General features: G+C 67.5%; 16 protein-coding genes. 10 read left to right on the top strand and 6 right to left on the bottom strand.

Going from position 1 to position 12,441, the window contains the following annotated elements; all coding sequences use genetic code 11:
* Window positions 1–38: 38 nt before the first annotated feature.
* Together M8859_RS05525 and M8859_RS05530 are read right to left on the bottom strand one after the other, a co-directional pair.
* Window positions 39–1,655, bottom strand: coding sequence for an FAD-dependent monooxygenase (locus M8859_RS05525; protein WP_249643949.1), 1,617 nt, complete (start codon window positions 1,653–1,655; stop codon window positions 39–41).
* Between the two features lie 67 nt (window positions 1,656–1,722).
* Entirely contained in the window at window positions 1,723–2,406 is a 684-nt protein-coding gene (locus M8859_RS05530; RefSeq protein ID WP_249643950.1) for a hypothetical protein, read from the bottom strand.
* 599 nt (window positions 2,407–3,005) lie between these two features.
* Between M8859_RS05530 and M8859_RS05535 the strand changes: the two genes are divergently transcribed.
* The 5 genes from M8859_RS05535 (at window position 3,006) to M8859_RS05555 (ending at window position 5,722) form a co-directional block, all read left to right on the top strand.
* The gene (locus tag M8859_RS05535; protein ID WP_159925840.1) at window positions 3,006–3,185 is read left to right on the top strand and encodes a hypothetical protein; all 180 of its coding nucleotides are present in this window, start codon (window positions 3,006–3,008) and stop codon (window positions 3,183–3,185) included.
* A 257-nt stretch (window positions 3,186–3,442) separates the two neighbouring features.
* Window positions 3,443–4,201 (top strand): SDR family oxidoreductase, encoded by a 759-nt coding sequence (locus M8859_RS05540; RefSeq protein ID WP_195139338.1) that lies wholly within the window; start codon window positions 3,443–3,445, stop codon window positions 4,199–4,201.
* A 155-nt stretch (window positions 4,202–4,356) separates the two neighbouring features.
* On the top strand, window positions 4,357–4,914 hold the full coding sequence (locus tag M8859_RS05545; RefSeq protein ID WP_159925842.1) for a class I SAM-dependent methyltransferase: 558 nt from the start codon (window positions 4,357–4,359) through the stop codon (window positions 4,912–4,914).
* 9 nt (window positions 4,915–4,923) lie between these two features.
* The gene (locus tag M8859_RS05550; RefSeq protein ID WP_159925844.1) at window positions 4,924–5,349 is read left to right on the top strand and encodes a MerR family transcriptional regulator; all 426 of its coding nucleotides are present in this window, start codon (window positions 4,924–4,926) and stop codon (window positions 5,347–5,349) included.
* A gap of 172 nt (window positions 5,350–5,521) precedes the next feature.
* On the top strand, window positions 5,522–5,722 hold the full coding sequence (locus M8859_RS05555; RefSeq protein ID WP_159925846.1) for a hypothetical protein: 201 nt from the start codon (window positions 5,522–5,524) through the stop codon (window positions 5,720–5,722).
* 49 nt (window positions 5,723–5,771) lie between these two features.
* Here the strand turns inward: M8859_RS05555 and M8859_RS05560 are convergent, their stop codons facing one another.
* A complete protein-coding gene (locus M8859_RS05560) occupies window positions 5,772–6,053 on the bottom strand; it encodes a hypothetical protein (protein WP_159925848.1) in 282 nt (93 codons plus the stop codon).
* 210 nt (window positions 6,054–6,263) lie between these two features.
* Here M8859_RS05560 and M8859_RS05565 point away from each other — a divergent pair, with 210 nt between their 5' ends.
* Window positions 6,264–6,503, top strand: coding sequence for an ANTAR domain-containing protein (locus M8859_RS05565; protein WP_249643951.1), 240 nt, complete (start codon window positions 6,264–6,266; stop codon window positions 6,501–6,503).
* A gap of 120 nt (window positions 6,504–6,623) precedes the next feature.
* Here M8859_RS05565 and M8859_RS05570 read toward each other — a convergent pair whose 3' ends face one another.
* Window positions 6,624–7,388 (bottom strand): trans-aconitate 2-methyltransferase, encoded by a 765-nt coding sequence (locus M8859_RS05570; protein ID WP_249643952.1) that lies wholly within the window; start codon window positions 7,386–7,388, stop codon window positions 6,624–6,626.
* A 260-nt stretch (window positions 7,389–7,648) separates the two neighbouring features.
* On the opposite strand from M8859_RS05570, the gene M8859_RS05575 reads away from it, so the two are divergent.
* Together M8859_RS05575 and M8859_RS05580 are read left to right on the top strand one after the other, a co-directional pair.
* The gene (locus M8859_RS05575) at window positions 7,649–7,840 is read left to right on the top strand and encodes a hypothetical protein (RefSeq protein ID WP_236565511.1); all 192 of its coding nucleotides are present in this window, start codon (window positions 7,649–7,651) and stop codon (window positions 7,838–7,840) included.
* A gap of 75 nt (window positions 7,841–7,915) precedes the next feature.
* Entirely contained in the window at window positions 7,916–8,362 is a 447-nt protein-coding gene (locus M8859_RS05580) for a nuclear transport factor 2 family protein (RefSeq protein ID WP_159925852.1), read from the top strand.
* Window positions 8,363–8,395: 33 nt separating this feature from the next.
* Here the strand turns inward: M8859_RS05580 and M8859_RS05585 are convergent, their stop codons facing one another.
* Complete coding sequence (locus tag M8859_RS05585; RefSeq protein WP_249643953.1) at window positions 8,396–9,703, bottom strand: glycosyltransferase 87 family protein; 1,308 nt, start codon at window positions 9,701–9,703, stop codon at window positions 8,396–8,398.
* A gap of 166 nt (window positions 9,704–9,869) precedes the next feature.
* Here M8859_RS05585 and M8859_RS05590 point away from each other — a divergent pair, with 166 nt between their 5' ends.
* Window positions 9,870–10,499 carry a UdgX family uracil-DNA binding protein gene (locus tag M8859_RS05590; protein WP_159925864.1) on the top strand — a complete coding sequence of 210 codons (630 nt, stop codon included), beginning with the start codon at window positions 9,870–9,872 and terminating at the stop codon, window positions 10,497–10,499.
* A 31-nt stretch (window positions 10,500–10,530) separates the two neighbouring features.
* Window positions 10,531–10,923, top strand: a complete 393-nt coding sequence (locus M8859_RS05595) for an ankyrin repeat domain-containing protein (protein ID WP_159925866.1) — start codon at window positions 10,531–10,533, stop codon at window positions 10,921–10,923.
* A 5-nt stretch (window positions 10,924–10,928) separates the two neighbouring features.
* On the opposite strand, the gene M8859_RS05600 is transcribed toward M8859_RS05595, so the two are convergent.
* On the bottom strand, window positions 10,929–12,302 hold the full coding sequence (locus tag M8859_RS05600) for an FAD-dependent oxidoreductase (protein WP_159925868.1): 1,374 nt from the start codon (window positions 12,300–12,302) through the stop codon (window positions 10,929–10,931).
* Window positions 12,303–12,441: the final 139 nt, after the last annotated feature.

Below are 12,441 nucleotides of genomic sequence, written 5' to 3' on the forward strand. Positions count from 1 at the left end.
GAGAGGATCGCACGGGCGCGCACTGGACGCGGCGGTCGTCAGCGAAAAGTCGAGCTGAGATACCTGGTCAGATCCACCGGCGCGGCCCCGTGCCCCACGTAGCCGAGATACCCGTCGGGACGCACGACGTAGACGGCTCCGTCGGTGGCGCCGTAGCCCCTCGCGAAGGCGCCGTCACGGTCGCGGACAACCGGCAACAGCGTCTCGTCGACCTGGGCGCCGGGCGCGGCGATGAGGTACACATCCAGCTGCCGGTGCGCCCTGCGGCGTGCCGCCCCGGCAAGCTCCTCCATGCTCCCGATCTCGGTCCGGGTGCTGTCGCCGGCATAGAGAAGGAGCGTGTGGTCGGTCCGCCCGAGCAAGGAGAACAGGCGGATCGGAAAGGTGACCGCGCCGCGGGTCAAGCCAGTGGCATCAGGGGCGCGAACTCCTGCTCGCGGGCCCTGCGAACCGTCGGCCGCACGCACGACGATCGGGCTGTCGCCGTAGTCGATCAGCAGTTGCGCCTCACGCCGGATGACGAGATCCGGATCCGATTCCCCGGCCCCGATGCCCTCCCTGGCGCTGCGCACGGTTCTACCGACCACCTCTTTGCCGACCGGCCTGCGTTCGGCGTCGTAACTGGCGGGCAGCTGCGGCGCACTGTCGCCGCTGACCGCCAGCGCGAGCTTCCACGCGAGGTTGTGTGCGTCCTGGATACCGGTGTTCATCCCTTGCGCCCCCGTGGGCGGATGAATGTGCGCGGCGTCGCCTGCGACGAAAACTCTTCCGCGCGCATACGAGTCGACTATCCGGTGACTGATGCGGAAGACCGACGACCATCGCAGGCGCGACGCGGTGACCGGCTCCGGGGCGAGGCGATCGAGAACCGCTTGGATATGTCGCAGCTGCGGGGCGGGCCCACTTCCGAAACGTTGCCCGAGCCCATCCCGGTCGGTCGTCGCCGCGATGGCGAGTTCGTCGGGTACCAGCATCGACACGCGATACCGGCCGCGTCCCGGCAGCGGTATGCACACCAGCAGGTCGTCGGTGACGCCCTCGGTCCGATGCGTCGACCGGATGCCGTAGCCGTGCGGCAGCGACCAGTCGAGTTCGACATCGCCGAGCATGTACTGCTCGGCGAACGCCGCGCCCTCGAACGACAGGCCCAATGTCTTGCGAACGATGCTGTGTGCGCCGTCGCACCCGATGAGGAATTGCGTGTCGACGGTGCGCTCGCCGTCCGCCGTGGCGAGTACGACACGCACGCCACTGTCGTCCTGTTGGAAGGTCGTGAGCTCGGTGGCGCGTTCGATCCGGACGCCCGTTTCCGCCAAGCGCTCCCGCAGAATTCGCTCGGTCACGTATTGCGGTAACCCGATGAACGCGTAGGGCACGTCGGCGGGCACCGTGAGTTCTGTCCTGGCCACCTCGTCGCCGTTCACGTACACCCTCTGGCCGTGCAACTGGATCGAAGCGTCGAGTATCCGGCGCAACACGCCCAGACCTTCGAAAACTTCCAACGTTCGCGGCTGGATTCCCACCGCCTTCGCGTATCGGGGCGGTTCGGGCAGCGCGTCCACTATTCGGCAGGCGACACCGCGCCGGGCCAACTCGATCGCGGCGGTCAGCCCGACCGGACCCGCGCCGACTATGAGTACCTCCGTGCCGACCATGCGATACCGCCTCGGACCACGTACTCATCCAATGATTCGGGCGAGTCTACTCCGCCGCGTCCGACGGTCAGGCCGCGTCGTCGGGATCGGCAGGCCGCTTCGGCGCGACCACCTGGATGCGCCACGACAGGCGGAAGAGATTGCCCGATCTGTTCCGGATCCACTGGGTGAGGGCGGCGACGGCCGAACCGAGCGAGGTCACGCCGGCCAGCAGCGCCCAAGGCGTGAGACCCGCGGACGTGTAGGCGACTTGCCCGACACCCGGCACGACGAGTCTGCCGTTGCCGAACGCCCAGTTCATCAACGATCCGATGTGTCCACCCAGGTCCGAACGGCGTCCGACCATCGCCTTCAGCTCACCGCCCTTGCTGTTGACATACAGCACGGTGAACACCACCAACAGCGCGGCTGCCAACGTGGACAGCGTCGCCAGCCGACTGAGCGCATCGATGCGGAGGCGCAGATTGATCACGACCACCAAGATCGTGATCGTGATAGCCGCACAGGCCAGTAGTGCCCAGAAACCCGTGATTTTCGCGGCGGGCGGGGCCGACTGCGACCAGACGTTCAAGAACCGCGTGGTGAACTGCATCCGGCCGAACGCGTTGGTGCTGACCCTGCCGTCAGCGCCCGCGGCGGTCATCCACGGCTGGAACAGCAATATGAGCGTGGCGAGGCTGCCGACCGCGGCCCATACGTAGCCCCAATAGCCGCGCAGCGCGGCCTGAATCGACCGCAAGTTGGCCGGCACGACGCTGCTCTTCGCCCCGTTCGTCTGAGTGGACCGGCTGTCTCCAGTCTCGTTCGACTGCCAGGGCGTTGGCTGCACCATTGCCTCAGTTTAAAGTCGCGCTGGTGCCCGAATTCCGGCGAGAACTCACCTCCAGTGGGAAGCGTAGAGGCACCACACCCGCGCGAGACTCGGGCGAGGCACCGCGCCTATCGAAGAGCCGAGGCATCCGGGAGGCGACTCGCCGCGTAACGATCACCGTTACAGACCGCCGCCGACTTGTCCGTCTGAGCGGGCCCGGCGGCGCCGTCGTAGGGGACCGTCGCCGGTTCCTATGTGGCACGCCGCTGTCCTGCGCAAAATCCGGTCTCGATTGTGCGAAGATCATCGAGCGGCTCATGAACTGCGCAATACGGACACTGCCCGGGTCTTAGGAATTCTTCCGGTATGTTTTCCGGCTGAATTCGATGCCGCTGCCCCGAAAAAAGCACCAGTGGTGACCTTGCCGTTATGCGACACCGGGGAACTTAACGTTTCTTTGCCTGGCGCTCACCGCCTTGTGGGTGAACGATGAAATTCGTGAGTCAAAGTTAAATTCCACTCGAGTCAAAGGATTCGCAATGTCCACCAAATTCACCAAAATTTTCGCAGCGAGCGCGATGGCCCTGTCCTTCGGCTTCCTCGCGGCTCCCGCCGCTTCCGCCGAAGCGACGCCGTCGGATGCGGCGACGCCGGTAACCGGCTCGTTCGGCTCGGCCGTGCTGTGCTTCCCCCTCGGAAGTGTCATCTGGTGCATCTGACACCTGCTGTGCGGCCGCACCGCGTTGACGCCGGCCGCACGTGTCCTTCGAATTCCCCCTCCGAGTGCCGGCGGCCCGCGGTGTGCCGGGCATGCCGCCGAGTCGCGCTCGGGTCGACGTAGGGAAGCAGAGCCGAGCAGTTGCCGCCGCAACGTGGATCGACCGATGCGGCGGGAGCTGTGACGCGAACTCGTCGTGTCACACCGGACGTGGCCGCTTCGTCTACTCACCGGACCAGTGAGATAGAGGAGGTCGCGATGCGAATCGCAGTGATCGGCGCAAGCGGGCGGATCGGCCGGGACGTGATCGACGTGCTGAAGAACCAAGGCCACGATGTCGTGGCCATCAGCCGGTCGGCAGGCGTGGACGTCTACACCGGAGACGGTTTGGCCCAGGCGCTGGCCGGCGTACATGTCGTGGTGGACGCGGTCAACGCGACGACCACCGAAACCGAGGTGGTGACCGACTTCTTCCGCACCGTTGCGCGGAATGTGCAGCACTCGGCGGCTACCGCCGGAGTCCGTCGGATCGTTGTGGTCTCCATAATCGGCATAGATCGTTTCACCGCCGGGCACTACGCGGGGAAACTGGCCCAGGAGAACGCCTACCGCGAAGGCCCGGTACCCGTGCGAATCCTGCGCGCGGCTCAGTTCCACGAATTCACCGAAATGATGCTCGACTGGACCACGCGCGGTGACACCGCATACGTGCCGAAGTACCGGGCTCAGCTCGTCGCCGCCCGCACGGTCGCCGAACGGCTGGCCGAACTGGCCGTTTCCGAGGACGCGCCCGACGCGGTCGACATCGCGGGGCCGGAAGAATTCGAGCTCGCCACGGCCGTCGCCGAAGTGGCTGCGCGACGGGGGGAACCGGCTCGTGTGCAAGAGATCGTCGACACCGCCGACCCGGATCACCAATTGCAAGCCGGTGGCGCTCTTCTGGCTGGGCCCGATGCGATCATCGCCGGTCCGACGTTCGCGCAGTGGCTGGACCAGAAGTACCCGAAACAGCCCTGACCACCTTATTCGAGCGGCCGTCGCCCCGAATCGGATCTGACGGCGGCCGCTTCGAACTGTGCCCGGCCCAGGATCCCGCCACAGCGGCGAAGACAACTCTTGACTTCAGGTCGACCTCAACTCGCAAGCTGAGCGCACCACGAGGAGAGGAAGTCATGACCGCCTTCGGAGAAAAGCAGAGCCTTGGCTACGACAAGCGGGCCACACGCCTGCTCGGGGGTTTGTACCGCCGGATCGCCGCCGACATCGACGGGGCAGCGCGACCGGGCGCGTGGGTGCTCGACGTCGGGACCGGGCCGGGAAAGTTACTGGCCCACGTGCGCGATCGCCGACCGGATCTGCGGCTTCACGGCGTGGACCTGTCACCGCACATGATCGATCTCGCCGAGGCGACACTGGCGGCAAGCGCGGCCGAGCTGCAGGTCGGCGACGTAGGCGCGCTCCCCTACCCCGACGACAGTTTCGATCTGATCGTCTCGAGCCTGAGCATGCACGAGTGGCCGGAGCCCGACCGCGCGATCGCGGAGCTGGCGCGCGTGCTGCGTCCCGGCGGCGTCGTGGCGATCTACGACTTCCGCTTCGTGCGCGCGGCCGCGGCTCTCGACGCATTGCGCCGATCGTTCGAGGCGGCGACGGTGCGGCGGGAGCCGGTGCGTCCCCGGCGTCATCCGATCGGGCTGTACGCGCGGCTCATCGCCCGCGCCCCCGCCTAGAGTGCGAGCATGACGGGCGGCGACATCTCGATCGGTGAGCTCGCGGCGCGCTTCGGCCTGGCCGCTCACGTGCTGCGGCACTGGGAGGATGTCGGACTGCTCGCGCCGCGCCGGGACAGCGCGGGCCGACGGCGTTATCGCGACGACGACGCGGAGACGGTGGCGATGATCCTGCTCGGCAAGCAGGTCGGTTTGTCGCTCGAGGATCTCGCCGTCCTGTTCGCCGAGGCATCCGACCGGGCCGCTCGCCGCGATCTGCTGCGCGCGCACCGCGACCAGCTCGTTCGCCGGATCGCCCAGGCCACCGCGGCGCTGGACACCATCACCCACGCTCTCGACTGCGCGGCTGAGGATTTCCGCGATTGCCCGCACTTCCAGGCCAAGGTCGCTCACGCGCTCACCCTGGTCACGAACCGGTCGAGCCGGGGTCGGTAAATCGTTATGACGCAGGAAATTCCGCTTCGACGGCGGAGTTCGCCGCGATCCGGTCACCGGGCGAGGGGCCGGCGGCAAGAGAGAGATACTTCGTCTGTTCTCCCGGACTAGGATCGAGTCCTACCAGAGTGACACCGCAGACCGTGACACCGAGACTCGATAGAGGTGCCTTATGCGCAGGACGATTCGAGTACCCGCTGCGGAACTCGCCGATCACATCGGCGAATCCGTCGTCGGTTACGGCACGCTCACGCAAGCGGGAGTGGTCCAGCCGGGCGGCGACCTCGTCGTCGCGGTCTTCGGCGTGGAGACCGACCGGCGCGAGAAATCGTTCACACCAGCTCAATTGGTCGAACTGGAGGTCAGCGACTAGCCCGGACGAAGCACGGCCACGTCCGGCTCCACCACGCCCGCCGTGCGGCTCAACCGATCAGCGCGTTCATGATCGTGCCCGCACTGGTGGCGATGACACCGCCGAGCATGCCGCCCGCGACCATCTTCGCCGAGGCGAGTGGCCCACCGTTCCACTTCTCCCACGCGAATTTCCCTCCCGCGTAGGTGATGCCGGCTACGCCGGAGAGAATCACGAACCAGGTGAAATATCGGAACAGCTGGAGTATTTTGTCCGCGTTCGGGGGAGCTTCGGGGACGGGGTCCTCCACCTGAGCCAGGAGAAATGCTTCGACTGCCGTATGGATCGTCATTGATCTGTCTCCGTCGCGTTTCCGCAGGACAAGTTATACGCAATCGCTATGACGTTCGAAGTATCGCGATCTCGGCGGCTCGCGTCAACCCTCCTGCGCGGCCGAGGACATGCGCTGCACGAATCGTTCCGCCGCGAATGCGGTGTCAGATCGCCACGGACGGGTAGTGCGTGGGTGTGAGCTACGACGGCGACGGGCGATCTCGACCCGGTGGCCGCGCGGGCGGTGATCGAGCAGGCCAAGGGCGCGGTGATGCTGGTCTATGGACTCGATGCCGACGAAGCATTCACCATGCTGCGGGTGCGATCCCAGGAAACCAACACCAAGCTGCGAGTTCTGGCCGCCAAGGTGGCCGCCGAACTCCCGTCGATCGGTGTGCCCGCCGTCACCGGCGAACTGCGCAGCCGCGTCAACCGGCTGTTGGCGACGGCGCACGAGCGACCCCTATGACACTTCGGCGAGCGGCCGGCGACACCAGCCGCTCCCTCCGCTTGGCCACCGCGGCGACCAGTCCGAATTCCGGCGGCGGACACCTGGTTGTCCGGCCGTTGTCCGCCCGGCGACCGAGCGCTACCGCTTGCGGGCCACGGCGAACACTCGCCGGAACGGCAGCCAGGTGGCGCCGTCGGGCCGCCGAGGATAGGCGCTGCGCAGCAGGGGGGCCAGTTGCGCGGTGAACTCCCGCCACTGCGCGTCGTCGAGCGCATCGCGCACGGGTCGCAGCGCGGTGCCGGTGACCCACTCGAGCACCGGGTCGTCCCCGGTCAAGCGCTGGAGGTAGGTCGTCTCCCAGGCGTCGACGGCTCCACCCGCCGCGGCGAGCACGTCGGCGTAGCCCGCGGGATCGAGCACCGCACCCGGATCGAGGATGCCCGCTCGTTCGAGGCTGTCGCGCCATTCCTCGCGTGCGGCCACTTGACGGATCGCGCGGTGGGAGGCCGCGTCGAAGTTCCCGGGCACCTGCACGGCCAGGAACGCGCCCGCGGGGAGCTGCCGCATCCACTCGGCGAGCAGGCCGGAGTGCCCGGGCACCCAGTGGAGGACGGCGTTGCAGACGACGACATCGGCCTGCGCGCTCGGCCGCCATTCCTGCACCGCCCCGAGCGTCGCATCGATGCCGCGCTCCTGCGCGGCCGCGACCATCTCCGGGGAGGAGTCGAGTGCGCGCACGATCGCGCCGGGCCAGCGCCGCGCGAGGACCGCGGTGAGATGCCCGGGGCCGCAACCCAAGTCGACCACCACCCGGGGCTCGGCCGTCGTGACCCTGGCCACGAGGTCGAAGAATGGGCGGGACCGGTGGTCGCCGAACGCGAGGTACTGCTGGGGATCCCACATGTGCCCTCCGAAAACCTGCAGCAAACCGTACGTACGTACTGTACGCCTGCCCCCCGCGCCCAGAAGAAGATTCGAGAGACGGCAGGCGGCGCGGAAAGGGCGCAGGCGAGCACATGCCGTCCTCGGCCAGAAGAATCCACGCTGTGACAGTCGTGACTCGAACCGACCTTGTTCGGCTCGATGACCTGCAAACACGCCGGTCGCGAAAACCGACTGTCTATCACGGTTTCGTAACGGCCCCCGCTGGGTATCACATAGCTATGACGGATTACCGACCAACCCGCATCGCCGGTGTGGAACCGGGAACCGGCGCGCTCGCTTTAGCCACGTGCCTTGCGTTTTCGACCGGCATCGCCACGATCACGCAATCGGCGTTCACCACCCTGGTGGCGTGTGTGAGCATCGTGGCGGGCCTCACACTGGTACTGAACATTCTGCCGCATCGGGCATAACCCGCAGGGACCTTGCCTCGCACGCCGAATCCTGGTGGCATCTACCCCGGGGATCGACGCTCATCGGAGGCAGGCATGCTGTCGTTGCAGGAGATTTCGGATCGACTCGAGATCGAAGACCTGATGGTGCGGTATTCGCACGCGGTCGACACTCGGCAGTGGGACCTGCTGGACGAGGTTTTCACACCCGACGCACACATCGACTACTCGGCCATGGGTGGCTCGGTGGGCGATCTCGCCGCGACGAAGCAGTTCCTCGCGGCCATCCTGCCGAACTTCCCGGCGTTCCAACATCTGATCAGCAACTCGTCCATCACGATCGACGGTGACACGGCTACGGGGCGGACGATGTGCCACAACCCGATGGTGGTGTCCGGCGGCGACGGACCGCCCACGATGATGCTGTGCGGACTGTGGTACCTGGACACGTTCGTCCGTGTAGACGGTCAGTGGCGTATCAAAACGCGGGTCGAGGAGAAGAGCTTCCTTTTCACCGCACCGTCCGCACCCGGTATGGGGTGAAGGGGCGGCATGTCACCGCCACGCGGCCGTGCTTCAGCGCGCGGTCAGCGCTGAGGTCGCTGGGTCCGGGGTGCGGACGGACTGCTCGTGCGCTTGATCGGCTTGCCGCGGGGCCGACCTCCTGCTGGTGATCAGGAACAGCACGACCAGCACCACGCTGAACCAGACGTAGGTGTTGCCGATGAAGTGCTGCCAAGGCGTCCACGCGGACTCGCGGTGCTCACCGTCGGGCAACCAGTTGTGCGGGCCGATGACGAACACCGCCGCCGTCGCCGCGAACGTCATCCACCAACCGATTGCCCGCCTGCCGGGCAGACGGGTCGCGTGGCCCACGACGGCGAACAAGGCGGGCGCGATCCACACCCAGTGATGCGACCAGGAGATGGGCGACACCAGCAGGGTGAAGACGGCGTTGATGGCCAGTGCCAGCGCGGGCAGGTCGGCAGCCCTGCGCATCGTGGTGACGACAAGCGCGAGCAGGAGAGCGCCGAGAACCAGCCAGATCACGGTGAACGCGGGCTCGGGCACCTCGAACCGGGCGAACATCGCCTGAATCGACTGGTTGGTATGGAACGCGGAGCCGCTCAGCCCGGAGACGTTGCCGAGTCCGCCGAACCAATACTTGACGGACTCCTTCGGCAGGATCGCGAAACCCGCTGCCGTCGCGGCCGCGCCGGTGACCGCCGCGGTCGCGGCCGCGCGGTAGTCCCGGCGGACCAGGAAGTAGAGCACGAAAGCCGCGGGTGTCAGCTTGATGGCGGCGGCTATGCCGATCAGCATGCCCCGGGGCCACCGCGGTTTGTGGGTGAGGCAATCGGCGGCGACCAGGGCCATCAGCAGCAGGTTGACTTGACCGAAATCCAACGTGGAGTGGATCGGCTCCAGCAGCAGGCCCAACGGAGTCGCGCACGCGGTGGCCCAGACCGCCAGTCGCCGCTGCGACTCCTCGGGCCATACCCGCCTGGCGACCAGATAGAGAGTGAGGCCGAGCGCCGCTACCGAGGAAACGAAGAAACTCAGTGCCGCCACGTCCCAGGGCAGCATCGCGAAGGGACCCAGCGCGAGCGCGGCGAACGGCGGGTAGATGAACGGCAGGCCCGCACCGATGGTGGTCTGCGGCAGTTGACCGTACATGTCGGCGCCGTGCCGCATAGCGTCCACACCCAGTCGATACACCTGCAGGTCGATGAACCCGCCGGTGATCTTCTCGAACGGCCAGACCGGTTTCAGGAGGCAGAACGCGGAGAAGGCGACCGAGAGAACCGGTGCCAGCCGCAATACACGCCCGAGTCGACGGTTCTGGGACATCGGCGTTTCGGCGGTGGCGGTGACACTACTCATCCGCGGCGACTATACCGACCGATGTCCGCTCGTTCACCACGTGGTTGAGAGTTTCGCGCCTGTCGCGTGAGGACGCCGCAAACGGGTAAGCCGCCACCAGCACGAGTGCCGAAGGAGGTCGGCGAATGGCGGTCGCAGCCCCAGGCGAGGCGGGAGGCTCGGTCCGATGAAGGCGCCCGGCGCCGCGAGGTTCGTACCCGAGGACGCGGATCTGGCGCGGTTGCGGCAGGCCGCCTGTGACTGTCACGGGTGCGATCTCTACCGCAGCGCCACGCAGACGGTGTTCGGCGCCGGACCCGAGAACGCGGACGTGGTGCTGATCGGTGAACAGCCCGGCGATCAGGAGGACGTCGTGGGTCAGCCGTTCGTCGGTCCCGCCGGACGCTTGCTCGACCGGGCGCTGGCGGAGGTCGGCATCGACCGCGACGCGGCCTACCTGACGAACGCGGTGAAGCACTTCAAGTTCGTCGAGCGCGGCAAGCGGCGAATCCACAAACAACCCGGACGTACCGAAGTGGTCGCCTGCTCGGCATGGCTGGACGCCGAGCTCGGCCTGCTGCGTCCGCGTTTGGTGGTGTGTCTGGGCGCGATCGCCGCCCAGGCGGTGCTGGGCCCTTCGTTCAAGGTCAGCGAACGCCGCGGCGAGGTCGTCGAGGCGGAGAAGTTCCGCGTGATCGCCACTGTGCATCCGTCCTCGGTGCTGCGCGCGCCCGATCGCACCGCGGCCTACGAAGCCTTCGTCGCCGATCTGCGCATAGTGCGGGAACAACTGGGAAAGTCCACGGCCACGCGCTGACTCTCGCGCGGCCCATGATAGGAGTGAGCGGATGAGCGCTGACGAGATCGATCCGGAACTGCTCGAGCTGGCCACCAAGGTGTTCGACTTCGCACGGGCCGGAGACGCCGCGAGCTTGGCCACCTATGTGGACGCGGGCGTACCGGTCAACCTCACCAACGACGCCGGAGACACGCTGCTCATGCTCGCCGCCTACCACGGGCACGCCGATGCGGTCACAGCACTACTCGAGCGCTCGGCCGATCCGAACCGCGCCAACGACAAAGGCCAAACCCCGCTGGCGGGGGCGGTTTTCAAGGGCGAGACCGAGATCGTGAAACAGCTCGCCGCGGCGGGCGCCGACCCGGACGCGGGCACCCCGTCGGCCCGCGCGGCCGCCGTCATGTTCGGCAAGACCGAGCTGCTGGAGTTCTTCGGCGCCTGAGGCCCCTACCCGCGTTCGCGGACGGCGGTGACGGCCTTGCGCGAGGCCACCAGCACCGGATCCCACACGGGAGAGAACGGTGGCGCGTACCCGAGGTCGAGCATCATCATCTGCTCGACGGTCATCCGGGCGGTCAGCGCGACGGCCGCGATGTCGACGCGTTTGCCCGCGCCCTCGCGTCCCACGATCTGGACACCGAGTAGCCGGCCGGTGAAACGCTCGGCGAGCATCTTCACCGTCATCGGCTCCGCGTCAGGGTAGTAACCCGCGCGATTGGTGGATTCGACGGTGACGGTCACATATTGCAAGCCCGCTGACCGAGCGTCTTTCTCGCGCAGACCCGTTCGGGCCACCTCCAGCTCGCACACCTTGCTCACCGCCGTGCCGACAACTCCCGGGAACACCGCGTATCCCCCGCCGATGTTCGCCCCGATGATCTGACCGTGCTTGTTGGCGTGGGTGCCCAGCGGGATGTGGCGTTCGCGGCCCGAGACCAGATCCAGCACCTCGACGCAATCGCCGCCCGCCCAGATGTTCTCGTGCCCGCGCACCCGCATGGCGAGATCGGTCCGCAGCCCGCCGTGCTGCCCCAGCGGCAGACCGGCGGCACGCGCCAGCTCCGTCTCCGGGCGCACGCCGATGCCGAGCACCACGACGTCCGCCGGGTATTCCGCGGTGTCGGTGACGACCGCGGCGATCCGACCGTCGTCGCCGGTCCGCAGCTCGGACACCTCCGCGTCGCCGACCACCTCGATGCCCATCCCGCGCATGGCGTCGCGGACCAGGGCGCCCATGTCCGGGTCGAGCGTGGACATCGGCTCGGGACCGCGGTTGACCATCGTGACGTCGTAGCCGCGGCGGATCAGCGCTTCCGCCATCTCCACGCCGATGTAGCCCGCCCCGACCACGACGGCGCGCTTGCCACGCGCCCGCTCCAGCGTCTCGAGCAGCGCCTGCCCGTCGTCGAGGGTCTGCACGCCGTGCACACCGTAAGCGTCGATGCCCGGCAGCGGTGGGCGGATCGGGCGAGCTCCGGTGGCGATCACCAAGTGGTCGTAGGGCATCCATGCCTGGTCGCCGGTTTCTCGGTCGCGATAGCGCACTCTGGTCGCGTCGAGGTCGATCTCGGTGACCGGGGTGTGCAGCCGCAGGTCGATATCGCGGGCGCGGTGTTCCGCGGGTGTGCGGGCGACCAGAGCGTCGCGCTCGGCGACTCGGCCGCCGACCCAGTACGGAATGCCGCAGGCCGAGTAGGAGGTGAACCCGCCGCGTTCGAAAACGACGATCTCCAGCGCGCTCACGTCCCGCATCCGCCGCGCCTGCGAGGCGGCCGACATCCCCGTCGCGTCGCCACCGATGACCACCAGTCGCTCGCTCATGGTCATCACGCTACGTTCGGCCCACGCTGGGCGGGTGCCGGGGCCGCCGTTTCGCGACTTTGCCGGTTGCCCTGCGGCCGACCGATCGGTACTCCACACTGTTCTTCTGACAAACGCGGTATGAGGGCAGCGTTTTCAC

It is taken from the genome of Nocardia sputi (assembly GCF_023501985.1).

Excerpts from the sequence above, each read along its gene's own strand:
- M8859_RS05555 (WP_159925846.1), top strand. The coding sequence starts at position 5,522 with ATGCGCAGGACGATTCGAGTACCCGCTGCGGAACTCGCCGATCACATC.
- M8859_RS05585 (WP_249643953.1), bottom strand. The coding sequence starts at position 9,703 with ATGAGTAGTGTCACCGCCACCGCCGAAACGCCGATGTCCCAGAACCGT.
- M8859_RS05600 (WP_159925868.1), bottom strand. The coding sequence starts at position 12,302 with ATGAGCGAGCGACTGGTGGTCATCGGTGGCGACGCGACGGGGATGTCG.
- M8859_RS05550 (WP_159925844.1), top strand. The coding sequence starts at position 4,924 with ATGACGGGCGGCGACATCTCGATCGGTGAGCTCGCGGCGCGCTTCGGC.
- M8859_RS05525 (WP_249643949.1), bottom strand. The coding sequence starts at position 1,655 with ATGGTCGGCACGGAGGTACTCATAGTCGGCGCGGGTCCGGTCGGGCTG.
- M8859_RS05595 (WP_159925866.1), top strand. The coding sequence starts at position 10,531 with ATGAGCGCTGACGAGATCGATCCGGAACTGCTCGAGCTGGCCACCAAG.
- M8859_RS05580 (WP_159925852.1), top strand. The coding sequence starts at position 7,916 with ATGCTGTCGTTGCAGGAGATTTCGGATCGACTCGAGATCGAAGACCTG.
- M8859_RS05570 (WP_249643952.1), bottom strand. The coding sequence starts at position 7,388 with ATGTGGGATCCCCAGCAGTACCTCGCGTTCGGCGACCACCGGTCCCGC.
- M8859_RS05590 (WP_159925864.1), top strand. The coding sequence starts at position 9,870 with ATGAAGGCGCCCGGCGCCGCGAGGTTCGTACCCGAGGACGCGGATCTG.
- M8859_RS05540 (WP_195139338.1), top strand. The coding sequence starts at position 3,443 with ATGCGAATCGCAGTGATCGGCGCAAGCGGGCGGATCGGCCGGGACGTG.
- M8859_RS05560 (WP_159925848.1), bottom strand. The coding sequence starts at position 6,053 with ATGACGATCCATACGGCAGTCGAAGCATTTCTCCTGGCTCAGGTGGAG.
- M8859_RS05545 (WP_159925842.1), top strand. The coding sequence starts at position 4,357 with ATGACCGCCTTCGGAGAAAAGCAGAGCCTTGGCTACGACAAGCGGGCC.
- M8859_RS05535 (WP_159925840.1), top strand. The coding sequence starts at position 3,006 with ATGTCCACCAAATTCACCAAAATTTTCGCAGCGAGCGCGATGGCCCTG.
- M8859_RS05575 (WP_236565511.1), top strand. The coding sequence starts at position 7,649 with ATGACGGATTACCGACCAACCCGCATCGCCGGTGTGGAACCGGGAACC.